Source organism: Pseudomonas shahriarae (assembly GCF_014268455.2).
GTDB lineage: Bacteria > Pseudomonadota > Gammaproteobacteria > Pseudomonadales > Pseudomonadaceae > Aquipseudomonas > Aquipseudomonas shahriarae.
On the sequence record NZ_CP077085.1, the window covers coordinates 959,895 to 983,614 of the forward strand.

Below are 23,720 nucleotides of genomic sequence, written 5' to 3' on the forward strand. Positions count from 1 at the left end.
AGTCACGGTCCATGGTTGTACCCAACAAGTTGATAACAAGCAGGGGACGTGACGTGAGGTACAAGAGCCTGGCTAAACAGCTGTCTGCGGTTTTCCTGGCAGCGGCATTGACTGCACCGGCGACAGGGCAGGTCATGGCCAAGTCGTTTATCGACGACGAAGAAAGCGTCAACATCATCAGCCCCAGTGACTTGGGCACGAATTTACCGGGTGGTCCAACGGGCGTCAGCGCACCGGTGGCACCGCAACGGACCATACCGAAAAACCTCGACCTGACACGGGCTATTCAATTAGCCGTGGAATGGCACCCGGCCATTGCCGAGGCGATCGGTCAGCTGTACCAGCAGAATGAGAACGTGACCATTGCCCGTTCCGGTTACTACCCGCAAGTGAGCGGCGGTTTCAATTCCGGCTACGACAGCGGACTGAGTGGCAACGGCCAAAGCCAGACCTTTTCCTTGTCGGCATCGCAGATGCTCTACGACTTCGGCAAGGTGTCCAGTTCCGTGGACAGTGCTCTGGCCAGGGTCAGTGGCAGTCAGGCGGCGGTTTTGCTGTCAATCGACCAAGTGGCCCGTGATACCTCGTACGCCATGATCGAGTTGCAGCGTTCGCAGCTGCTGGTGGCGCTGGCGGGTGACCAGATCAAGGGCATTTCGGCGATTGCGCAACTGGCCAAGCAACGCAGCGACATGGGCGCCAGCACCCGCTCAGACCTGATCCAGGCCCGTTCGCGAGTCGAGGCGTCGCAGGCGACACAGTTACAACTGCAGGCGCAGTTCAATCGCTGGCGCAGCGCCTTGAGCAGCTTGCTGGGGGCGCAGTCTCCGGTGAGCGTTACGCAGGACTTTCCGGCGAGCCTGGAGCAATCCTGTCAAGGTCTGGCGCCTGATGAAGCGGTCACCCCGGCGCTGTTGATTGCCCAGGCGCAACGGACCGATGCCTTGGCACTGATCGCCCAGGCCCGGGCGCAAGCGTTGCCGACTGTATCGTTGGACCCATCGGTGACTCAGTATCTGGACAACAACGACGACACCGGCATCCCCGGCGGTCGGGACCGGACCCGCTACGGTGTGTTCCTCAACGTGAAGATGCCGTTGTACCAGGGCGGCGCCATTACTGCGCGCAAGTCCGCCGCACAACAAGCCCTGCGTTCTGCCGAAGCGGCCAACGACGCCGCCCGGCTCGCTGTACGCCAGGGGCTGCTGGAAGCGCGGGATCAGATTTCGAGTCTGGCCCAGCGGCTCTCCACCCTGGATTTTCGTGAGCGCAGCATTTCCGAGACCCGCGACCTTTATCGTCAGCAGTACCTCGAACTGGGCACCCGGCCGCTGCTGGACTTGCTCAATGCCGAGCAGGAAATCCACCAGGCCCGCATGGACCGGGAAAACACCGCGGCTGACCTGCGGCGCCTGAAAATCGACTGTCTCTACAACACCGGCGGGTTGCGCGCGGCGTTCCATCTAGATAACAGCACCTTGCAAGGTGTGGAGATTCGGCCATGAATGATGCCGTGATGCTTGAGGGCGACATGAGTGCAGTGGACGCGGCACCCGATCCGGCGCCGGCGTTCGATTATGAGGTGTGGCTGGAGGCGGTACTGAGCATCGCCCGGCATTACCGACTGGAGTGCTCGGCGCAAAGTGTCCGGCTTGCCGCGCAGTGGACCGAAGGCGCTTCGGTGGAAGACGTGGTGCGGCAGATGGCCCGCCAGGCCGGATTAAACTGTGCGATCGCCGACTTCAACGCCTCGACCTTGATGCAGCGGCAACTGCCGATGATCTTGCAGTTCAGTGACGGCCAGGTCGGCGTCCTGGAAACCCTGGGCGATGGCGAGCACGTGGGCATCGCCTACAGTGGCGATGGCGGTCTGCAAAGCCGGCTCAGTTGCCTGGAGTTGCTCGACTCGGCGCGCAAGAGCGTGATTTTGCGACCCATGAGTGCCGTACGCGATACTCGCGTCGATGACTACATCAAACCTTATGAGAAGGACTGGTTCAAAGGCATCGTGCTGCGGGACATGCGGCCTTATGGCTATGTCATGCTGGCTTCGCTGGTGACCAGTGTGCTCGGACTGGCCGGGGTGCTGTTTTCCATGCAGGTGTACGATCGGGTCATCCCGGCCGAGTCGATGCCCACCCTGTATGTGTTGTTTGGTGGTGTCATGCTGGCGCTGGTGTTCGACTTCATCATGCGCATCACCCGCGTGCGGATCACTGACATGCTTGGCAAGCGGGCAGACATGCGAGTGTCCGACCTGGTGTTCGGGCATGCCATTCGCCTGCGTAACAGCGCCCGGCCCAAGTCCACCGGCTCGTTCATTTCCCAGCTCAAGGAACTGGAGCAACTGCGTGAATTGATCACCTCCAGTACGGCAACGGCCTTGGCAGACTTGCCGTTTTTTCTGTTGTTCCTGGTGATTTACTGGCTGATCGCCGGGCCTCTGGTAGCGGTGCCGATGGTGGCAGTGTTGTTTCTGGTGGTGCCTGGTGTGTTGTCGCAGAAGAAACTCGCAGTGCTGGCCAACCAATCCATGCGCGAAAGCTCGTTGCGCAGCGCCATGTTGGTGGAGACCATTCAGGGCCTGGACGATATCAAGGCGCTGCAAGCCGAGCAGCGCTTCGAGCACCAGTGGAATCACTACAACGCCACCTGTGGCGACGCCAGCCTGCGGCTGCGGATGTTGACCAACAAGCTGATGGCCTGGACCAACAACGTGCAAGGTTCAGTGTTTGCCGTGGTGGTGGTGTTCGGTGCACCGATGGTTATGGCCAGTGACATGACCACCGGTAGTTTGGTGGCGGCCTCGATCCTGGCCTCGCGCATGATGGCGCCGATGTCGCAGGTCACCCAGGTGTTGACCCGCTGGCAGCAGGCCAAGGTGGCCCTGCAAAGCCTGAACCGGCTCATGGAATTGCCGGTGGACCATGCCGAAGGCAGCAAGCGCGTGCACTTGCCAGTGGTGAGCGGCCATTACGTTCTCAAGCAGGCGGCATTCCAGTATTCCGACGATGCGCCGGCGCCGGCATTGCTGGTGGCGGACTTGCAGATACAACCGGGTGAGCGCATCGCCATTCTCGGTCGCAATGGTGCAGGCAAATCCACCTTGCTGCAGGCCTTGGCCGGCATGCTCGATCTGAAGAGCGGCAGCATCAGTCTCGATGGGGTCGCGCTCGGTCATATCGACCCGGCGGACGTGCGCCGGGATGTCGGGCTGATGACGCAAAACTCGCGCCTGTTCCACGGCACTCTGCGAGACAACCTGATCATGGGTGCGCCCCATGCCTCTGATCAGGAAATCCTCCAGGCGCTGGCGTTGACGGGCGCAGCGGACTTTATCGGTAAGTTCGCCGACGGCATGGACCACATGATTCTGGAAGGCGGCCTCGGACTGTCAGGCGGGCAGCGTCAATCGTTGCTGCTGTCGCGCTTGATCATCCGTCAGCCGCACATCGTCCTGTTGGACGAACCCACGGCGTCTCTGGATGAAGCGACCGAGCGCCAATTGATCCACAACCTGGACAAGTGGGCGGCCCACCGCACGCTGGTCATCGCGACCCACCGCATGAGTGTGTTGAGTCTGGTGAACCGGATCATCGTCGTCGACAACGGACAGATCCTTGTCGATGACACCAAGGACAACGCGATTGCCCGGCTTTCCAAAACCAAGGGGAAGAATCAGTGAACACCCATGAGCGCAAAAGAATTCCGCTGTTGGGCCTCGAGAACAAGGGCGCCCAACCCTATAACGACGGTGTTGATGACAACACAGTAGTGCGCTCGACGCGGGTGGTTTTCTGGGTGTTTGTCCTGTTGGTTGCGTTTGGTGCGTGGGGTTATTTTTTTGAGATCGATGAGGTTTCGACTGGCAGCGGCAAGGTAATCCCAACCTCCCGCGAGCAAATTATCCAGTCCCTGGAAGGCGGCATCGTCACTGAACTGAACGTGACCGAGGGCGATATCGTCAACAGTGGCCAGACGTTGGCGAAACTCGACCCGACCAAGACCGAATCCAACTTCGATGAAAGCGCTTCCAAGTTCCGGGCATCCCTGGCCAGCGTCGCGCGTTTGCAGGCAGAGGTGAACAGCAAACCTTTGGTGTTTCCTGTTGAACTACAGCGCCACCCCGAGTTGATCCGAGCCGAAACCGATTTGTTCAGTACCCGGCGCAAGGGGCTGGAGGACACCCAGGCGGGTTTACGTTCATCCTTGGGGCTGGTGCGCAGCGAGTTGGAGATTACCCAGAACCTGGCCAAAGTCGGTGCCGCCAGCAGTGTTGAAGTACTGCGCCTCAAACGCCAGAAGGCAGAGCTGGAGATGAAGCTGACCCAGGCCCGCTCCGATTACATGGTGCGCGCCGGTGAGGAACTGGCCAAGGCGAATGCCGATGTCGAGACGCTGTCATCGATCATGCGCGGGCGCTCGGATTCAGTGACTCGCTTGACCTTGCGCTCTCCGGTCCGCGGTATCGTCAAAGACATCGAAGTCACCACCATCGGCGGGATCATCCCACCCAATGGGCGCTTGATGCAGATCGTTCCTCTGGATGAACAACTGCTGATCGAGGCGCGTATTTCGCCGCGGGACATCGCTTTTATCCATCCCGACCAAGTGGCCAAGGTCAAGATCACGGCCTACGACTACGCGATTTATGGCGGCATGGACGGTAAGGTGGTGACCATCTCGCCCGACACCATCCAGGACGAAGTCAAACCCGAGGTTTTCTACTACCGGGTGTTTATCCGCACCGACGCCGACACCTTGAAGAACAAGGCTGGCAAGTCGTTCTCCATTGTGCCGGGGATGATTGCTTCAGTGGATATCAAGACCGGGCAGAAAACTGTCCTCGACTACTTGATCAAGCCCATGAACCGTGCGCGTGAAGCTTTGCGCGAGCGCTGACAGAGGACGTGCTGATGGGCAAAGCCCTCAGGCTGTTGCTGCTAGGGTTGAGTGTTGTCGGCGCGCCTTGTGCCTTGGCGCTCGACGACAGCTCAGCGCCTTTGCCTTGGAACACGTCCGCCGACAAGGCGACATGTAGCGACCCGGACTCGGCATTGTGGGTCGAGTTTGCCCAGGGTGAGGAATGCATCCGCTACTTTGCAGGGGCTATCCTCGATCATGCGCCAGTGGTGATCGTCATGTTCCATGGTGATCGAAATATCGAGATGCATCAGGCGCCCGAGGCGATCCGCGGCAACACCCTGGCCGCCAAGGTAATTGCGGCAAAAGCACTGAGCAAAAGGGCTGGCGTACCGCTGGTGATTGTGGCTCGGCCTGGTACCTACGGCTCCAGCGGCAATCATGGGCAGCGGCGCCAGGCCCGGGAATTCATGGCGCTGAATGGCGCTCTGGATGAACTGCGTGAGCTCCACGGCATTGGGCAGTATGTTTTGTTGGGCCATAGCGGTGGCGCGACCGTGGCTGCTGCGTTATTGACCCTGGGGCGCGACGATGTGAAATGCGCGGTGATGAGCTCCGGCGCGTTCGCCCTGGTGCAGCGTGCGCAGATGATTCGCCAGAGCAAAGGCCTGCCTTCCAGGCCGGGACGCGACACCAATGGATTACTCCACCCCTATGATCCCGGCCAGCACATTGACGGCATTGTCGCAGCGCCCAAGCGGCAGCTGTTCGTGATAGGCAACGTCGATGATCAGGTGGCGCCGTTCGTGTTGCAGGAAGGCTTTTTCCTGGCGCTGATTAAAGCGGGGCATCGGGCGCAATTGATCAAGGCTGACGCCGTGGCGCCGGCGTTTCATCAATTGCGCAACGATATCGCGCTTAAAACGGCGGCCGGTTGCGCAAAGTAAGCTTTTCGCTTGGCGGGTTACTCGGCAAGTACCGTCTGCTCCATCGTCCTCAACCACTCGCAGACTTGCGACAAACCGGTCCCGCCCGAGCTTTTCACCAGCACCCAATCTGCTGGTTGAAACCACTGCGCCGGGTTCTGCATCAAGGCCAGGTTCAGCGCTTTGGCATTCTCGAACCACTGGACCGACAGTTCACCGCGCAGCTCGAGGTACAGCGCGCGCATCAATGGGCCGCACAACAGCACATGGCGTGGCGCTGCCATACGCAATGGTGTGGCCAGCTCCAGGTGATAACGCTGGGTGTCAGGACCGAGCTCCAGCATATCCCCCAATACCAGCACCCGGTGTCGTGAGGGTACAGGGAGGTCCGCCATGGATTGCAGTGCTGCGGCCATGGAGCCTGGGTTGGCGTTGTAGGCGTCGTTGATCATCTGGAAATGACCACCCGCGCATGGGATCTGCATGACATTGCCACGTCCTTCAACGGGTTCGAATCCAGTCAGGATTTCGAGCGCCTGGCAAGCTTCCAGACCCGCTGCGAACAACGACGCCAGCACCGCTAGTGCGTTGAGTACCATGTGCCGGCCGCGGGCTTGCAGGGTGAAGTTGAGTGCCTGTGAGCCTCGTTGCGCGCGGACGTAAACCAGCTGCGATTCGCTGCGCCAATCCAGGAGGCGCAGATCCGCATCGACGTGTTCGCCGTAACTGATCACCTGCAGACGCGCGGTTTCTGCTGCCTGGGCGAACAGCTCGTAATACGGCATGCCCCGGTTGAGCACCGCGTGGCCGCCCGGTGCCATGGAGCGGAAGATTGCGCTTTTCTTGCGGGCCAGGTTCTCCAGCGTGCCGTGGTATTCCAGGTGTGCGGGGGCCAGGCCGGTGACGATAGCGATGTGTGGGCGAACCAGTTCCGAGTTGATAGGCATCCGTCCCACGGCCATTTCCAGAACCCAGAACCTAGTTGCAGGGGGCATGCTTGCCAGGTTCCAGGCAATGCCATGCGGCAGGTTGGCGTTGGCTTCGGTTTGTCCGACCTCACCCCAGTGTTTCAGCGCGTGGGCGAGCATGGCCACCACCGTGGTTTTGCCAAAACTGCCGGTCACGCCGAACACCTGCCCGCTGAAGTGCTGTCGGGCGTGCCTGCCCAACTGCAACATCGCTTCGCTGGTGTCGGCGACTTGCAGCGCCGGCAAGCCGCAGTCCAGATAGGGGGTCGGGTCCACGCACAAGAAGGCCGAGGGCCGCCGCTCAGGCTTGGCCTGTGCCCAGCGCAGGGCCGATTGCGCCTCGTTCGGACCGACTTTGGTGGGGTGGCGATTGAGCATGCGTCCCGGCTTGAAGAACTGCATGGAGGGCGTCAAGCCAGTGGCCCTCCAGTCCGAGGGTGGCTGTGGTACCCATGTCCCTTGCGTTACACGGGCCACGGTCACGGCGTCCCAGGTCCAGTCGGATGTGGCTTCAGTCGGTGGAGGCTGGCTCACTTGCGGCGCACCATCCAGCAGATACCGGTGATAGGCAATCAGCCCGGAAAGGTAGTGTTCGACGTCGTCTATACGCACCCGGAAAGCGTGATGCCGAATGAAGAATGCGCCGGCGATGCGTGCCGGGTTGGCGAAATACATCGCTATCTCCGGCCAGAAATAACCGTTGAGCAGGTAACGGGCGCGATGGTGCAAGGCCCGATAGAAAGCGTGCAGGTCAATGTCCTGGAGCAGGTGATGTAGCGATGGCTGTTGTGCGATCCGTTCCAGCATTTGCTGTGCGGCCATCATCAGCTCGAGCAGGGTGGGAAAGGTGGTAATGCGCTGTTGGACGAAACCCAGGTAGCCCGCGACGTTGTTCAGGCCGAAGCGCAAGTATTTCTCGTCGGGGCGATAGCGTGTCAACTCGTTCACACAGTAGCTGAGCCAGTGATCATGCTCGCGCCAGTGCTCTTTGCCGATGAAGTAATCGAAGGCCTTTTCTACGACATTGATCCAGCGTTCATTGTGGGTCAGCCCATAGAGGCGCATCAGTCCGAACGCGGCCTCACCGTCGTAATAGATGATGCGAAACGGCTCTTTGAGGCTCAAGTCATGGGCGTTCAATACGTGTACGAAAGCACCGGTGGTGGGGTCCTGCATCCAGGCCATACCGTTGGCGAGGGCTTCCAGCAGTGGTAAATACTGGCGGGTGCCGGTCACTTCGCTGTACTTGACCAGGGCCAGCAGGCATACCGCGTTGCCGCCCAGTTTGATCTCGTTGCCTGTGTCCACCAGGAAGGCGGCCACGCTACCATCGGGCAGCAGGCTGGGCCTGATCAGCGTTTGGGTCAGATAGTCCAATGCCCGTTGAATCGCGGACTTCAACGTCTCGTCGCCGTTCAAGGCCCAGGCTTCGATCATCGCGTAGGTGCTGCTGGCATGGCGCAGGGTGTTGTAGTTCTTGATCGGTCGGTCGAAACACGGAAAGTAGCCGTAGACGAATTGGCCGCTGTCCTGCACCTGCTCCCCCAGATACGTGGCAGCGGTGCAGATGGGCCGCCTGACGTCGTCAGGCTCCAGGGCCGCCAGGGTGCGCCAGCCGACCTCTGCGGCGTTGCTGTTGAGTCTATGGGGCACGCCATCTTCGGCGCAGAACACGCCCGCCGTGTCGAACAGATAGACCAAGGTATCGGGTTGCAACGTGGCAATTGCGTTCGATGCCGTTGACCCTGCAAAACGGCGTTTGGCATAGACAGAAAAATTGCCTGTATTGAAGGTTGCATGGGCAATTTCGCTGCCGCCGTAGAGGATTGCGTTAGCGTTCAGTTCCTGTTCGGTGAGCGCTATTTGCAGATTACTGTCGAGCGCGATGCCACTGCGAAAGTAATTACGCTTGTGGTGCTTGAAGCGTTCGTTGAGCTTTGCCCAAGTGATTGGCTTCACGTTAACTGCACGTTCAATACGTATCCACGTACATTCAGGGTTATTACCCGACTGCATCAACAGCTGATCATGAGTTCGTTGTAGTTCATTCGCCCCTGTTTGCCATGCCGCTTCGAAGTTGTCAGCGATGACATGGAAAACATATGCACGTTTTGTGCTGTCACTGATCGAGAAAAATAGCACGCAGGGTTGTACTGTGCCCGATGAGACAGCTAACTCATCGGTGTCTTTACTCAGGAGAGCATAACAATCGAGCAATTGCTGTTTCACAGGCATAGGATGTCCGTTAATTAAAATATTCAAGGACGGTTGCGTGTTTTATAGCTGATTGACCCGCCAATAAAAGAAAGGGTAAATGAAACCCAGCGGCTCGGGGATGAGACTGTTAATCCAAATTATATGTCAAGTGTAGGTGGATGAGTCTTCACGTGCCTGTTCTATTGCCTTTGGAACTATTGGACTTTCATATTGCTGGAGATGGTCTCTGATCAGCTTGCGAATGACCTGGGAAATAGTAAGGTCAATCTCTTCGGACAGCGCCTCCAGTCTCTGTTTGGTGGGGGAGTCGATGAGTATGGTCAGGCGTGTGGTTTTTTCTGACATTTTCTTGATCCTTCTAGAAAAATGCGGCCTCGACTGTCGCATGAAGTAATTGCTAAATGGAGTGAAGAACGCTTGAGACAAACCAATGAGGTTGTAATTTGATTGGTTGAAAGTCTAAATCAATCAAATCGTATTTTCTATGGAAGCAGGTGGAAAGTTTCCATTCTGTGAGGTTAACCACCTTTTTTTTGGTCATTTGTTATCATTTCGTTATAACTGTATGAGGTGTCTATATTAACTGCGTTTCAAGAAAGTTAGACGAAAAGGAACCTGGAGTCAAAAGTGAATAGTGTCTAACACTAAAGTAGTGGTGGGTGGCTTATGATTGATCGGGTAGGAGGTTGTTTTGCTGTGTGCATGAGTTTTTTACTCATGCTACGAGGCATAAAAAAGGGACCTGACCAGCATTAACCTGGTGGCCCCTTTTTAAGGATGGCGGTACGTTTCAGGCAAAAACGAAGTACTTGCGCACGGTCTCGACTACCTCCCAAGTACCTTTCATACCCGGCTCAACCACAAAAATATCACCGGCCCGCAAGTGAATCGGCTCCAGGCCGTCCGGGGTGATCACGCAGTAGCCTTCCTGGAAATGGCAGTATTCCCACTTCACGTACTCCACGTACCACTTGCCCGGAGTGCAGATCCAGGTGCCCATGATCTTGCTGCCGTCTTCGCTGGTGTAGGCGTTGAGGTTGACGGTGTGCGGGTCACCTTCGAGCTTCTCCCACTTGCAGGCATCCAGGACCGGTAGGGGATGGGTATCGCGCAGTACGGTGATCGGCTGGGACATGATGGCTCCAAGGCAGGGAAATGAAGTTCTACCCTATAACCCCAGGTCGGATGCCAGTGGTCTGAACTCGACACTGGGATGCCCAGAAGCGCATCGGAATACGATCTTAAAACCTACACCGTCCCTGTGGGAGCGGGCTTGCCCGCGATGGCGGTGTGTCAGGTGACGCATTTTTCACTGGTCCACTGCTATCGCGGGCAAGCCCGCTCCCACATTTGATCTGGGGTGGCTGATGGATCCATTCAATAATCAGGCGTTTCTTCGCAGTAACTACGAAAGAAATCAGCCTTCGCGCTGGAATTCGCAAGAATATTTACCGCTGGCCCTCGTATCATTCACCTTAGAAACGACCGAGAGCCTCGTATGAACCCAATAAAAACGTGGTGGGATATCAGCCCACCCTTGAGCACCGCCACCCCGACCTGGCCGGGCGATACGCCCTTCCAGGAAGAGCGCGTCTGGCAGTTCGGCCCCGAATGCCCGGTAAACGTCGGCCGCATTACGCTGTCGCCCCACACTGGCGCCCATGTCGATGCGCCGTTGCATTACAGCGTCGACGGTGCGCCCATCGGCGAAGTCTCGCTGGATGTGTACCTGGGGCCGTGTCGGGTGCTGTATTGCCTGGACAGCGGCGCGCTGGTGCAGCCCGAGCAGTTGCAAGGTCGCCTGGATAACCTGCCGGAGCGCGTGCTGCTGCGCACTTATCAACAGGCGCCGTTGACCACCTGGGACGCGAACTTCACCGCCGTCGCCAAGGAAACAATCGAGCTGCTGGCCAGCCTCGGCGTGCGCCTGATCGGCATCGACACGCCGTCCCTGGACCCGCAACAGTCCAAGACCATGGATGCCCACAACGCCGTCGCCCGTCATGGCATGGCGATTCTCGAAGGCATCGTGCTCGACGACGTCCCGCAGGGCGATTACGAGTTGATCGCGCTGCCGCTGCGCTTTGCCAACCTCGATGCCAGCCCGGTACGAGCAATCCTGCGCCCGCTCAAGGAGCCCACGCGATGAGCCAGTGTCCTTTCTCCCCTGATTACCAGCCGCCGGAAGAATGGCATAACGCCGAGCTGAATTTTTCCGAGTCCATGAGCTATGGCGACTACCTGGACCTGGGCAAAGTGCTCACGGCCCAGCACCCGCTGTCGCCGGACCACAACGAGATGCTGTTTATCATCCAGCACCAGACCTCCGAGCTGTGGATGAAGCTGATGCTCCACGAACTCAAGGCTGCCCGCGAACATGTGCGCCTGGGTGAGCTGGCGCCGGCGTTCAAGATGCTGGCGCGGGTCTCGCGGATTTTCGATCAACTGGTGCACGCCTGGGCGGTCCTGGCGACCATGACACCGTCGGAATACAAGGCGATCCGCCCGTACCTGGGGCAGTCGTCGGGCTTCCAGTCGTTCCAGTACCGGGAAATCGAGTTCATCCTCGGCAATAAAAGCGCGGCGCTGTTGCGGCCCCACGCCCATCGCCCGGAGTTGCTCAAGGAGCTGCAAGTGGCGATCGCCACGCCGTCGCTGTATGACGAAGCGATCAACCTGATGATCAAGGCGGGCCTGGCGATTGACCCGCAGCGTGCGCAACGCGATCCGACGGCGCCTACGGTTCATGACGAATCCGTGGAGGCGGCGTGGCGCGAGGTGTACCGCGATCCGACCCGTTACTGGGACCTGTATCAGTTGGCCGAGAAGTTTATCGACCTGGAAGACTCGTTCCGCCAATGGCGCTTCCGCCATGTGACCACGGTGGAGCGGATCATTGGCTTCCAGCCTGGCACCGGTGGCACTGAGGGCGTGGGTTACCTGCGCAAGATGCTCGACACCGTGCTGTTCCCCGAGTTGTGGCGGGTGCGTTCGACGCTCTGATTGAAACCCAACAAAAAGCCCCGGCACTCATTGAGTACCGGGGCTTTTTGTTGGCAATGCATTCCTATTGTGACCCTGTTCATGGGGGGCCGGGCTTGCGCTAATGCCCGTCAGTTAAGCGCAGATCCCCTGTGGGAGCGGGCTTGCTCGCGAAAGCAGTGGGTCAGTCAACATCAATGTTTGCTGGGCCGACGTCTTCGCGGCGATGCGGCGATCCGACAAGCCCGCTCCCACATTTGATCTTCACTGCTTTGAGCATTGCGTTCGCTTAATTGATCGGCATTAGGGCTTGCCCGCGATGCAGGTGGCTCGGTCATTCAGTTAGACCGAGTCGATGCCATCGCAGGCAAGCCAGCTCCCACATAAGCCAGCTCCTGCACAAGCCGGCTTCTACACAGGTTATTGCGCGACAGCCAGGGCCTTGTTCTTCCTGGAGCGCAACCAGTACGCCAGGAAGAGAATCCCCACCCACACCGGCATCGCATACACCGATGGGCGCATGTCCGGGATTGCCAGCATCACGCCAACGATCACCAGCATGAACGCCAGGCACAGGTAGTTGCTGAACGGGAACCAGAAGGTCTTGAACGACGGCACCACGCCTTGCTCGCCCATGGCCTTGCGGAACTTGATGTGCGTCAGGCTGATCAGCGCCCAGTTGATCATCAGCGAAGCAACCACCAGGGCAAACAACAGCACCAGTGCATCCTTGGGTGCCACGTAGTTGATCACCACGCACAGCAACGTCACCAGGGCCGAAATGCCCAGGGCGCGCAACGGTACGCCTTGCTTGTTGAGCTTCATCAGCGCCTTGGGCGCGTCGCCTTGCTCGGCCAGGCCGAACAGCATGCGGCTGTTGCAGTACACGCCGCTGTTGTACACGGACAGTGCCGCGGTCAGCACCACGAAGTTGAGGATGTGCGCGGCGGTGTCGTTACCGATCAACGAGAAGATCTGCACGAACGGGCTGGCACTGTAGGCATCGCCGGACGCGCCGAGGGTTTGCAGCAGTTGATCCCATGGGTACAACGACAGCAGCACGGTCAGGGCGCCGACGTAGAAAATCAGGATCCGGTACACCACCTGGTTGATCGCCTTGGGGATCACCTTGCGCGGCTCGCTGGCTTCGGCAGCCGTAATACCCACCAGCTCCAGGCCGCCGAACGAGAACATGATGAACGCCATTGCCATCAGCAGGCCCATGCCGCCGTTAGGGAAGAAACCGCCGTGGTCCCACAGGTTGCTGATCGAGGCTTGCGGGCCACCGGTACCGCTGAACAGCAGGTAGCAGCCGAGCACGATCATGCCGATGATCGCCACCACCTTGATGATCGCGAACCAGAACTCGGTCTCACCGAAGAACTTCACGTTCAGGGTGTTGATCAGGTTCACCGCAACGAAGAACACCACTGCGCTGACCCAGGTCGGCACTTCAGGCCACCAGAACTGGATGTACTTGCCCACCGCTGTCAGCTCGGCCATGCCCACCAGTACATACAGCACCCAGTAGTTCCAGCCGGCGAGGAAGCCGGCATAGCCGCCCCAGTACTTGTGGGCGAAGTGGCTGAAGGAACCGGCGACCGGTTCCTCGACGATCATCTCGCCCAACTGGCGCATGATCAGGAATGCGATAAACCCGGCTATCGCATAGCCCAGGATCATCGACGGCCCCGCCGATTTCAGCACCCCGGCCGAACCGAGGAACAAACCCGTACCAATCGCCCCGCCCAGGGCAATCAGCTGAATATGCCGGTTTTTCAGGCCACGCTTGAGGCCAACCGGGTTAACCATGTCATCCGCCATTAACATTCCCTTCTACTTGTTTTTTTCAGGGTTGATCCTGCACGCCAGATCCGCCCCTCACTGCTGAGGGGTCAGATATTACTCTCGGTAAACTTTTCGTAATACAGCTGAACGCCATCAAGTGCCTGATCTTGCAGCCAGTTCTTGATGGATTCGACCATTGGAGGGGGGCCGCACACGTACATATCGGCCGATCTATCCCGCAATTCGGCCACGTCGAAATGTTCGGTCAGATAACCGCGCTTGCCAGACCACTGCGGCGATGGGTCGCTGAGCACTTCGGTGTAGCGAAAACCACGGATCGTTTGTGCATACGCCTTGATGCGCTCGGCCTCGCACAAATCCTCGGCCCCGCGCACCCCGTAGTACAGATGCACCGGTTGCTCGCAGCCGCGCTCGGCCAATTCATCGAGCATCCCCAACAGTGCCGACAACCCGGTGCCGCCGGCCACCAGCACCAGGGGCTGGGTGACGTGCCGCAGATAAAACGCGCCCAGCGGTGCCTGCAGCTTGATTTCATCGCCGACCTGGCAGCGCTCGCGCACGTAATTGCTCATCACCCCGTCCGGCAGCAAGCGGATCAGGAACTGCAAGCGGGTGCCCGGGCGGTTGGCGAAGGAGTAGGAACGCTGATGCTCGGTACCGGGGATCGACAGCCGCGCATATTGCCCCGGCAGAAAGTCCAGGGCGCGCTCCAGTTGCACCGACAGGATCGCGGTGCTGGCCGACACCTGCTGCACCTCGCACACCGTGGCGCTGAGTTGTTCCGGGCCCGGTGCGTTGCACAGGCTTGAGTCGAAATCGAAGTAAAACGCCGCGTCGGATTGGACCCGGGTCTGGCAACTGAGCATCTTGCGTTGTTGCAGGTCGAGGCTGGACAGGGCCTCGTCATCCACATAGTCCTGGCTGTAGTCTCCGGACTCGCAGCGTCCCTGGCAGGTGCCGCACACGCCTTCGCGGCAATCCAAGGGGATCTTGATGCCGTTGCGCAACGCCGCGTCCAGCAGGATTTCATTGCTGGCCACCGGAAAGAACAAGGTCTTGCCGTCGGCAAAACTGAAGGCCACTTTGTGATTCATCCACCGCACTCCGCGTAGATAGATTGATGACTGGCGAGGTTGCCCCTCGCCACAGGGGCACGGTCAGAGGTGATAGAAGTCCAGCACCGAGTTGATGGTGTCGTTGAGCAGCAGCGCATGCTTGCGCGTGATCAGCCAACTGTCGCCATGGGGCTTGAGGCTGTAGGTGGCGTGGCCATAGAACTGCTCCGACATCGCCAGCCGATAGAACAGCGTGTGCCAGTTCAGCCGCACTTCCAGGCAGCCATCAGCCTGCTCGGCAATCCGTACGTTATTGATCAGGTGCAAGGTGCGCGGCATCGGCGTGGCGGACGCGGCCTTGCCGGTGCGCAGGCGGAACACCCGGTCTTCCAGGCCCGAGCGGTTGGCGTAGTAGATCAGCGACATCTCGCGCTTGGGGTCGCGGGTGTAGACGTGTTCCGAGTCCCATTGCGGTAGGTGGAACTCACTCTGCGGGTCGAACAACTGCACGTAGGCGTCCCAGTCCTGGGCGTCGCACAGTTCGGACTTGCGGTAGAAAAACTGCTCGATCTGATACTGCAATTGCGCGTTCATCATTTCACCTCGTGCAGTTTCAACGATTGCGCCTCAAGCCCGTCCAGCAGGAATGTCTGCCAGTTGCGGTGCTGGTTGACGTACAACCCTTCGTGGGTGAATTCGGTACCGGTCATGGCCGGTTGGATGCCGATGGCCTCGCTGTTGGGCGTCGGCCCGGTTTCCCAGCGATGGCTGCCCCGGGAGATATCGCTCCAGCGTTCCAGGCGGCCCTGGAAGCCGCGCTGGGCTTCGCGAAATTCCACCAGGTCATCCGGGGTGCCCATGCCGGACACGTTGAAAAAGTCTTCAAACTGGCGGATGCGGTTTTCGCGGTCGGCATCGGACTCGTGCTTGACCCCCAGGCACTGGCTGATGATCTCGGTCTTGTTCCACGCCACCGGGCGGATGATGCGCAGTTGCGAGCTGATCTGGTCGAGAAAGAACAGGCTGGGGTACACGTTGAGGTTGCGCAGGCGATGCATCATCCACTCGGCCTTTTGCTGGCCGTGTTCTGCCACCAGGCGCGGCATGATGGTGGCGTAGCCGGAGCGCACGCTGGGGTTGGGCATGTCGCTGAACAACACGCTGTGGCCGTTGTTGAAGGCAAACCAGCCGTCATCGGTATTGGCATCGCCGGCGCCGAGTTTGCTGTAGTCCAGGGTGCTGCCGGAGGCGCTGCCGTTTTCCGTATTGACCTGCTGGCGATGCTGCACCGTGGCCACGTAGTTATAGTGCACGGTGCTGACGTGGTAACCGTCCAGGCCGTTTTCGTTCTGCAGCTTCCAGTTGCCGTCGTAGGTGTAGGCCGACTTGCCGGGCAGCACTTCCAGCTCGCCGGTGGCGGACTGCGCGACCATCATGTCGAAGAACACTTTGGAGTCGCCGAGGAAGTCTTGCAGGCTGTTGCTGCCGTGCACGTCGAGGCTGATAAACACAAAGCCCTTGTAGCTTTCGATGCGCGCCTTCTTCAGGCCGCGGGTGGCCTTGTCGAAACCTTCCGGGTATTCCCCCGGCGCCTTGACCTTCACCAGGCGGCCGTCGCTCTTGTAGCACCAGGCGTGGAACGGGCAGGTAAAGGTCGACTGGTTGCCCTTGCCGACCCGGGTCAGGGTGGTGCCGCGATGCTGGCAGGCGTTGATCAGGGCGTTGAGCTGGCCTTCACCGTCACGGGTGATGATCATCGGCTGGCGCCCGGCGCGCATGGTTACGAAGTCGTGGTTATTGGCCAGTTCGCTTTCGTGGCAGGCGTAGATCCAGTTCTTTTCGAAGATCAGTTCCATCTCCAGGTCGAACAGCTCAGGTTCGGTGAACATGTCCCGGGCGATGCGGAACACACCCTCGGCCGGACGGAAATCCAGGCAGCTTTCGATAAACGTTTTCCATTGCTCGACGCTTCTTGCACCACTCATGGGAGGCACCTTTTATTGGGTAGCTAATCGGTGGTTCATTAGAGGCGGGCAGGGGGGCGGCCAGCTATCCGCTTAATGGGGGAAGATGGGCCGCATAGTTGGGGCGCAAATACCCACATCCGTGCAACGACGCCGGGGAATGCGCTACTGTCAGGCTAGGCAATTGTCGAAAAAGCCGGCTTCTTATCCACATAGTCGACGCTCACTATCCACCCAGTGGCCAAGTGCGCGACGTGGCGCAGAACTTGCCTTGATCCACCGGACGCGCCGTCAGAGCGCGCTGGCCACAACCGCCGTGAGTGCACCCTGATGAGTAGCCATACACGCGATATCCGTATTGAACGTTTCGACCTTGAAGGCGCCCGCAGCTGGATGTCCGGCATCTGCGGGCCCCACCGGCTGGAAACCGCCACCCCGGAGCGCCTGCGCTTCCACCACAGTGCCAATGTGTTCAAGTCCCGCGCCACCACCCTGGGGGTGATCGAATACGGCACCGACGTGACCATCGACATCGAAGACGCCGAGCACTTCAGCAGCTACAGTCTGAGCCTGCCGCTGGTGGGCGAGCAGGAGCTGAGCAAGGGTGGCCAGCGCCTGAGTTCCAATCGCGACCAGGGCGTGATCATTTCGCCCAATGAACACCAGGTGCTGGCGATCTCCGGCGACTGCCGCAAGCTGCAAGTGGTGATCACCCGTGCGGCGATGAGCGAAACCCTGGAGGGCTTGTTGCAGCGGCCGATTGATGCGCCGCTGCGCTTTGAGTCGGTGATGGATGCGGTGCAGGGCGCGCCGGCGGCGTGGTGGCGTATGGCAAGGCACTTCATCGCGGAGCTGGAGCACAGCAGCGAACTGTATGACCAGGCCGCGTTTACCCGCGACCTGGAAAGCTCGCTGATCAAGGGCCTGATCCTGGCCCAGCCGAACAACTATTCCGAAGAACTGCGCGACGTGCTGGGGGTCAAGCTGCCCCACTACCTGATCCGCGCCCGCCAGTACATCCACGCCAACGCCCGCGAAGCGCTGCACCTGGAAGACCTCGAGGCGGCCACCGGGGTGTCGCGGTTCAAGCTGTTCGATGCGTTTCGCAAATACTTCGCGCTGTCGCCCATGGCCTACTTGAAGAAGTACCGCTTGAGCGCGGTGCGCCAGGAAATTCTCGAGCATGGCGCCACCCGCACCATCTCCGAAATCGCCCTGGGCTGGGGCTTTACCCACCTGGGAAGGTTTTCGGCGGAGTACCGCAAGCTGTTCGACGAATCCCCCAGCCAGACGCTGCAGCGCAACGATGCGCGGCGCATGCGGGGTGCCTGAACACAATGCAGCTCCCACAGGGTATTGGAGGTGACTGGGAGATTTCAGATCAGTTCTTCTACCAGTTGCAGGCAATGACCCAGCCCCGGCGACTGATCATTGATCCGCCGGCTGAGAATGATCGGCGAGGTCGCCGTAACCTCGACAATCGGCGTATAGCCGATATCCGCCCGATGCAGTATCTGCACCGACGCCGGCACCAGCGTCACCCCCATGCCGGCCCCGACCAGGCCGATGGCGGTCTGCAACTCATTGGTCCATTGCGCGACCTTGATCGCCAGGCCATGGGTGTCGAACAGTGCGATCACGTGGTCGGCATAGCTGGGGCGCGGGTTGCCGGGGTACAGCACCAGCGGTTCGGCGGCCAACTGCGCAAGGGTCACCGGTGCGCCCAGCAGCGGGTGCCCGGCCGGCAACACCGCCACCAGCCGATCCTCGACCAACACCCGCTGGACAATGGCCGGGTCATCAATGCGAATCCGCCCGAAGCCCACATCAATGCGCCCGGCCTTGAGCGCTTCGACCTGTTGCAGGGTGGTCATCTCCGACAGCCCCAGCTCCAGCTCCAGCGCGTCATGGCTGCGCAGGCGGCGGATCAGTTCCGGCAGCACGCCATACAGGGTCGAGGGGGCAAAGCCGATGCCCAGCCAGGTCTTCTGCCCCAAGCCGATGCGCCGGGTGTTGTCGCAGGTCTTGGCCAACTGCTCCAGCAGCACATTGGCGTGTTCATAGAAGTACCGCCCGGCCTCGGTCAGCCGCAACGGCCGGCCACGCTCCAGCAGCACCACACCCAACTCATCTTCCAATTGCTGGATCTGCCGGCTCAACGGCGGCTGGGCGATGTGCAGGCGTTCGGCGGCGCGGGTGAAGTTCAGGGTTTCCCCCAGCACCTGGAAGTAACGCAGGTGGCGCAGTTCCATACGGATTCCTCTCATACCTTGAGGGTATTGTTTGAGACCAATTCTATATTGGAAGCCAGCAACAATGGGCGACAGAATCGGGCAAGACCTATAAAGAACCCAACGGGTATTGCCATGCCGATTTGCGCCATCGAGTCGATCGAGACCATCATCGTCGATCTCCCCACCATTCGCCCGCACAAGCTGGCGATGCACACCATGCAAAACCAGACCCTGGTGATCATCCGCGTGCGGTGCGCCGACGGTATCGAAGGGATCGGTGAGTCCACCACCATCGGTGGCCTGAGCTACGGCAACGAAAGCCCCGACAGCATCAAGATCAATATCGACCAACACTTTGCGCCACTGTTGATTGGCCAGGATGCCAGCAACATCAACGCCGCCATGTTGCGCCTGGAACGCAGCATCCGTGGCAACACGTTTGCCAAGTCCGGCATCGAAAGCGCCTTGCTCGATGCCCTCGGCAAGCGCCTGAACCTGCCGGTCAGCGAGCTGCTCGGCGGCCGAGTGCGCGATGCCCTGCCGGTGGCCTGGACGTTGGCCAGCGGCAATACGCAAAAGGACATCGACGAAGCCGAGAAGATGCTCGACCTGCGCCGCCACCGCATCTTCAAGTTGAAGATCGGCGCCGGTGAAGTCAGCCAGGACCTGGCCCATGTGATTGCGATCAAAAAAGCCCTGGGCGAGCGCGCCAGCGTGCGCGTCGACGTCAACCAGGCCTGGGACGAAGCCGTGGCCCTACGCGCTTGCAAGGTGTTGGGCGATAACGCTATCGACCTGATCGAACAGCCGATCTCGCGCAATAACCGTGGCGGCATGGCCCGGCTCAACCTCTCGAGCCCGGCGCCGATCATGGCCGACGAGTCCATCGAGTGTGTCGAAGATGCCTTCAACCTGGCCCGCGAAGGTGCGGCCTCGGTGTTCGCCTTGAAGATCGCGAAAAACGGCGGCCCGCGTGCCGTACTGCGCACGGCGGCGATTGCCGAGGCGGCGGGTATTGGCCTGTATGGCGGCACCATGCTTGAAGGCGGTATCGGCACCCTGGCCTCGGCCCACGCGTTTCTCACCCTCAATAAACTGGCGTGGGACACCGAGCTGTTCGGGCCGCTGCTGCTCACCGAAGACATTCTTACCGAGCCGCTGCTGTATCGCGATTTCCACCTGCATGTCTCGACCGCCCCGGGCCTGGGCCTGGCCATTGATGAGGAGCGCCTGGCGTTCTTCCGTCGCGACAAACATTAAGAGGACGCCTGCGATGTTGTTCCACGTAAAGATGACCGTAAACCTGCCTGTCGATATGAACCCCGAGCGCGCAGCGGCCCTCAAGGCCGACGAAAAAGCCCTGGCCCAACGCCTGCAGGCGCAAGGCAAGTGGCGCCACCTGTGGCGCATCGCCGGACTGTACGCCAACTACAGCGTGTTTGATGTCGACAGCGTGCAGGAACTGCATGACCTGCTGATGCAACTGCCGCTCTATCCCTACATGGCCATTGAAGTGAATGCCCTGTGCCGGCATCCGTCGTCGATCCATGAGGATGACCGCTGAGCCTGTCTAGCCCCCTAATAATTACAAGATGAGGATTGCACCATGTCCATTCGACTGTCCCAGACTGCCCACGCCCAGCGCTTCCTCGAAGAAGCCAGCGGCAACCTCAATGACGCCGGCAACCCACGGGCCAAGGCGCTGATCTACCGGATCCTGCGCGATACGGTGAATATCATCGAAGACCTGGAAGTGACCCCGGAAGAGTTCTGGAAGGCGGTCAACTACCTCAACGAACTGGGCAAAAACCAGGAAGCCGGGCTGCTGGCCGCGGGCCTGGGCCTGGAGCATTACCTGGACCTGTTGATGGACGCCGCCGACGAGGAAGCCGGCAAGTCCGGCGGCACCCCGCGCACCATCGAAGGGCCGCTGTACGTGGCGGGTGCGCCGCTGTCCAAATACGAAGCACGCCTGGACGATGGCCTGGATGCGGCCGTGCCGCTGTTTATGCGCGGGCAAGTGCGCGACATCAACGGCAAGCCGCTGGCCGGGGCGATTGTGGATGTGTGGCAGGCCAATACCGGCGGCACTTACTCCTGGTTCGACCCATCGCAATCGGAGTTCAACCTGCGTCGCCGGATCGAGACCGACGCCCAGGGCAATTATCGTTTCCGTAGCATCGTGCCGTCTGGCTACGGCTGCCCACCGACCGGCCCGACCCAGCAGTTGCTCGATCAACTGGGGCGTCACGGCCAGCGGCCGGCGCATATCCACTTCTTTATCTCGGCACCGGGGCATCGGCACCTGACCACGCAGATCAACCTGTCGGATGATCCGTACCTGCATGATGACTTTGCCTACGCTACTCGGGATGAGCTGATTGCCGAAATTCGCTTCAGCGAAGACCCGCAACTGGCGCGGGAGTTTTGCGTGGAGGGCAAGTTTGCGCAGATCGACTTTGACTTCGAGTTGCAGCCAGCGGTGGCACCGGTCGAGCAAAAACGCATGCAACGCGTGCGCGCCCTCGAAGACTGAATACGGTCAAAAATGTGGGCGCTGGCTTTTGTGGGAGCTGGCTTGCCTGCGATAGCCTCGCCTCGGTAGTGCAGATAAACCGAGGGGTCTGTATCGCGGGCAAGCCCGGCTCCCACAAAAGCCAGCGCCCACAGTTGATCAGCAGTGCTTTGCCTATTTGCGTACGACCAGGTCCAGCACCTCATCCCGGTCCTTGATCTTCTGCAACACGATCTCCGAACGGATATCCATCACCCCCGCCGTGCGGTTGAGGTGGTTCACGATAAAGTCGGAAAAGTGCTTGAGGTTGCGCGCCTGCACCCGCAGCACGTAGTTGCTGGCGCCGGTGATCACATAGGCACTGGCCACTTCCGGCCAGCCCTGGACCTTCTTGATAAAGGTCTCGTGCCAGTCCTCCATGTCCTGGCGCAACGACAGGTGGACGATGGCTTCCAGTTCGATCCCCAATTGCTCGGCATTGAGCACCGCGCGATACCCGCTGATCACCCCCTCACTCTCCAGCAGGCGCAAGCGGCGCAGGCAGGCGGATGGCGACAGGGCGACTTTCTCCGCCAGTTCCTGGTTGCTGATACGGCCATCCTGTTGCAGGAAATGCAGGAGGCGCAGGTCGGTGGCGTCGAGAATCATGCTTAGAATTAATCCGCGTATTTAGAGGTTAAATTCGAATTTCCTACAGCTTATTAAGCCAGTTGTAGCGCACTTTGCACGAAAATTCTGCAAATCTTCGTTCATTATTTGGTCCATCGTCATCTATAAAAACAGGACTTTCCATGACCAGCCGAACTCATTGCCAGACCCTCGACGCCCAAGACCCGCTGGCGCCCCTGCGCGATCAATTCGCCCTGCCGGAAGGGGTGATCTACCTCGATGGCAACTCCCTCGGCGCCCGTCCGGTGGCGGCGCTTGCGCGGGCACAAGCGGTGATTGCCGAGGAGTGGGGCAATGGGTTGATCCGCAGCTGGAACAGCGCCGGCTGGGCGGACCTGTCCCAGCGCCTGGGCAACCGCCTGGCGCCGCTGATCGGCGCGGGTGAGGCTGAAGTGGTGATTACCGATACCACCTCGATCAACCTGTTCAAGGTGCTCAGCGCCGCCTTGAGCGTGCAGCGCCAACGCCAGCCGCAGCGCAAGGTGATTGTCAGCGAGGCAAGCAACTTCCCCACCGACCTGTACATCGCCGAAGGCCTGGCGGCGCTGCTGCAACAGGGCTACAGCCTGCGCCTGGTGAACAGCCCCGACGAACTGCCGGCGGCCATCGACCAGGACACTGCCGTGGTGATGATCACCCACGTCAACTACAAGACCGGCTACATGCACGACATGCAAGCGCTGACCGCCCTGAGCCATGAGTGCGGCGCGCTGGCGATCTGGGACCTGGCGCACTCGGCGGGCGCGGTGCCGATTGACCTGCACCAGGCCGGCGCCGACTACGCCATTGGCTGCACCTATAAATACCTCAACGGCGGCCCGGGTTCCCAGGCGTTTGTCTGGGTCAACCCGGCGCTGGTGGAGTTGGTGACGCAGCCGTTGTCGGGCTGGTTCGGCCATAGCCGCCAGTTCGCCATGGAGTCCAACTACGTGGCCGGCAAGGGCATCACCCGCTACCTGTGCGGCACCCAGCCGATCACCTCGCTGGCGATGGTCGAGTGCGGGCTGGATATCTTCGCCCAGACCGACATGGCCAGCCTGCGCCGCAAATCCCTGGCGCTCACCGACCTGTTTATCGAGCTGGTACAAAGCCGCTGCGCCGCCCATGACCTGACGTTGATCACCCCGCTCGAGCATGCCAAGCGCGGCAGTCATGTGAGCTTTGAACACCCCGAAGGCTACGCCATTGTCCAGGCCCTGATCGCCCGTGGCGTGATTGGTGATTACCGTGAGCCGAAGATCATGCGCTTTGGCTTCACCCCGCTGTACACCAGCTTCACCGAGGTGTGGGATGCGGTAGAAATCCTTGGTGAAATCCTCGATGAGAAATCCTGGGACCAGCCGCAATTCAAAGTGCGCCACAGCGTCACCTGAAAACACCACAAAACCCCCGTAGGAGCTGGCTTGCCTGCGATGAAATCGCCTCGGTCGCACTGACCTACCGAGGTGTCTGCATCGCAGGCAAGCCAGCTTCCACAGGTGCTTGGCCAGCAGTAACAATCACAATAATAAAAGGGGC

Annotated in this window: 20 protein-coding genes; 11 read left to right on the top strand and 9 right to left on the bottom strand. The window is 60.0% G+C overall.

The genetic code is table 11. From position 1 onward, the window contains the following. The first annotated feature begins 53 nt into the window (after positions 1-53). The 4 genes from HU773_RS04180 to HU773_RS04195 are packed head-to-tail and all read left to right on the top strand — an operon-like array spanning position 54 to position 5,810. Positions 54-1,505 (top strand): TolC family outer membrane protein, encoded by a 1,452-nt coding sequence (locus HU773_RS04180; protein ID WP_169989843.1) that lies wholly within the window; start codon positions 54-56, stop codon positions 1,503-1,505. Then, on the top strand, positions 1,502-3,685 hold the full coding sequence (locus HU773_RS04185) for a type I secretion system permease/ATPase (protein ID WP_120731498.1): 2,184 nt from the start codon (positions 1,502-1,504) through the stop codon (positions 3,683-3,685). The genes HU773_RS04180 and HU773_RS04185 overlap by 4 nt, the downstream gene beginning before the upstream one ends. Before the next feature lie 29 nt (positions 3,686-3,714). After that, a complete protein-coding gene (locus tag HU773_RS04190; protein WP_178118078.1) occupies positions 3,715-4,902 on the top strand; it encodes a beta-barrel domain-containing protein in 1,188 nt (395 codons plus the stop codon). A 14-nt stretch (positions 4,903-4,916) separates the two neighbouring features. Further along, on the top strand, positions 4,917-5,810 hold the full coding sequence (locus HU773_RS04195) for an alpha/beta hydrolase family protein (protein WP_120731500.1): 894 nt from the start codon (positions 4,917-4,919) through the stop codon (positions 5,808-5,810). Positions 5,811-5,827: 17 nt separating this feature from the next. On the opposite strand, the gene HU773_RS04200 is transcribed toward HU773_RS04195, so the two are convergent. The 3 genes from HU773_RS04200 to HU773_RS04210 all read right to left on the bottom strand — a co-directional run bounded on the left by HU773_RS04200 (position 5,828) and on the right by HU773_RS04210 (position 10,109). Beyond that, positions 5,828-8,716 carry a UDP-N-acetylmuramoyl-tripeptide--D-alanyl-D-alanine ligase gene (locus HU773_RS04200; protein WP_225923836.1) on the bottom strand — a complete coding sequence of 963 codons (2,889 nt, stop codon included), beginning with the start codon at positions 8,714-8,716 and terminating at the stop codon, positions 5,828-5,830. Between the two features lie 402 nt (positions 8,717-9,118). Continuing rightward, a complete protein-coding gene (locus tag HU773_RS04205; protein ID WP_120731503.1) occupies positions 9,119-9,319 on the bottom strand; it encodes a ribbon-helix-helix protein in 201 nt (66 codons plus the stop codon). A 445-nt stretch (positions 9,320-9,764) separates the two neighbouring features. Then, complete coding sequence (locus tag HU773_RS04210) at positions 9,765-10,109, bottom strand: cupin domain-containing protein (protein ID WP_057439321.1); 345 nt, start codon at positions 10,107-10,109, stop codon at positions 9,765-9,767. A 363-nt stretch (positions 10,110-10,472) separates the two neighbouring features. Here HU773_RS04210 and kynB point away from each other — a divergent pair, with 363 nt between their 5' ends. Next, complete coding sequence (kynB, locus tag HU773_RS04215; RefSeq protein ID WP_057960628.1) at positions 10,473-11,123, top strand: arylformamidase; 651 nt, start codon at positions 10,473-10,475, stop codon at positions 11,121-11,123. Continuing rightward, a complete protein-coding gene (gene kynA, locus HU773_RS04220; RefSeq protein WP_057960627.1) occupies positions 11,120-11,977 on the top strand; it encodes a tryptophan 2,3-dioxygenase in 858 nt (285 codons plus the stop codon). The genes kynB and kynA overlap by 4 nt, the downstream gene beginning before the upstream one ends. Positions 11,978-12,376: 399 nt before the next feature. On the opposite strand, the gene HU773_RS04225 is transcribed toward kynA, so the two are convergent. The 4 genes from HU773_RS04225 to antA all read right to left on the bottom strand — a co-directional run bounded on the left by HU773_RS04225 (position 12,377) and on the right by antA (position 16,805). Beyond that, positions 12,377-13,780: an amino acid permease gene (locus HU773_RS04225; RefSeq protein WP_057439319.1), complete on the bottom strand. Its 1,404-nt coding sequence runs from the start codon at positions 13,778-13,780 to the stop codon at positions 12,377-12,379. A gap of 71 nt (positions 13,781-13,851) precedes the next feature. Beyond that, the gene (gene antC / locus HU773_RS04230) at positions 13,852-14,859 is read right to left on the bottom strand and encodes an anthranilate 1,2-dioxygenase electron transfer component AntC (protein WP_128593734.1); all 1,008 of its coding nucleotides are present in this window, start codon (positions 14,857-14,859) and stop codon (positions 13,852-13,854) included. A 63-nt stretch (positions 14,860-14,922) separates the two neighbouring features. Then, positions 14,923-15,414, bottom strand: a complete 492-nt coding sequence (gene antB / locus HU773_RS04235) for an anthranilate 1,2-dioxygenase small subunit (protein WP_057439317.1) — start codon at positions 15,412-15,414, stop codon at positions 14,923-14,925. Then, positions 15,414-16,805 (bottom strand): anthranilate 1,2-dioxygenase large subunit, encoded by a 1,392-nt coding sequence (antA, locus tag HU773_RS04240; protein ID WP_057960625.1) that lies wholly within the window; start codon positions 16,803-16,805, stop codon positions 15,414-15,416. Before antA ends, antB begins: the two co-directional genes overlap by 1 nt. A gap of 309 nt (positions 16,806-17,114) precedes the next feature. On the opposite strand from antA, the gene HU773_RS04245 reads away from it, so the two are divergent. After that, on the top strand, positions 17,115-18,116 hold the full coding sequence (locus HU773_RS04245) for an AraC family transcriptional regulator (RefSeq protein WP_057439316.1): 1,002 nt from the start codon (positions 17,115-17,117) through the stop codon (positions 18,114-18,116). 44 nt (positions 18,117-18,160) lie between these two features. Here the strand turns inward: HU773_RS04245 and HU773_RS04250 are convergent, their stop codons facing one another. After that, positions 18,161-19,036 carry a LysR family transcriptional regulator gene (locus tag HU773_RS04250; RefSeq protein ID WP_057960624.1) on the bottom strand — a complete coding sequence of 292 codons (876 nt, stop codon included), beginning with the start codon at positions 19,034-19,036 and terminating at the stop codon, positions 18,161-18,163. A gap of 114 nt (positions 19,037-19,150) precedes the next feature. Here HU773_RS04250 and HU773_RS04255 point away from each other — a divergent pair, with 114 nt between their 5' ends. From HU773_RS04255 to catA, 3 genes are read left to right on the top strand one after another with little or no spacing between them, the layout of a single operon-like run. Then, positions 19,151-20,278 carry a muconate cycloisomerase family protein gene (locus HU773_RS04255; protein WP_057439315.1) on the top strand — a complete coding sequence of 376 codons (1,128 nt, stop codon included), beginning with the start codon at positions 19,151-19,153 and terminating at the stop codon, positions 20,276-20,278. A gap of 13 nt (positions 20,279-20,291) precedes the next feature. Further along, positions 20,292-20,582, top strand: coding sequence for a muconolactone Delta-isomerase (gene catC / locus HU773_RS04260; RefSeq protein ID WP_029299901.1), 291 nt, complete (start codon positions 20,292-20,294; stop codon positions 20,580-20,582). 42 nt (positions 20,583-20,624) lie between these two features. Continuing rightward, positions 20,625-21,554: a catechol 1,2-dioxygenase gene (catA, locus tag HU773_RS04265; protein ID WP_186625311.1), complete on the top strand. Its 930-nt coding sequence runs from the start codon at positions 20,625-20,627 to the stop codon at positions 21,552-21,554. A 153-nt stretch (positions 21,555-21,707) separates the two neighbouring features. Here catA and HU773_RS04270 read toward each other — a convergent pair whose 3' ends face one another. Next, on the bottom strand, positions 21,708-22,181 hold the full coding sequence (locus HU773_RS04270; protein ID WP_029299899.1) for an Lrp/AsnC family transcriptional regulator: 474 nt from the start codon (positions 22,179-22,181) through the stop codon (positions 21,708-21,710). A gap of 143 nt (positions 22,182-22,324) precedes the next feature. Here HU773_RS04270 and kynU point away from each other — a divergent pair, with 143 nt between their 5' ends. Further along, positions 22,325-23,575: a kynureninase gene (gene kynU / locus HU773_RS04275; protein WP_169989847.1), complete on the top strand. Its 1,251-nt coding sequence runs from the start codon at positions 22,325-22,327 to the stop codon at positions 23,573-23,575. The last annotated feature ends 145 nt before the right edge of the window (positions 23,576-23,720 follow it).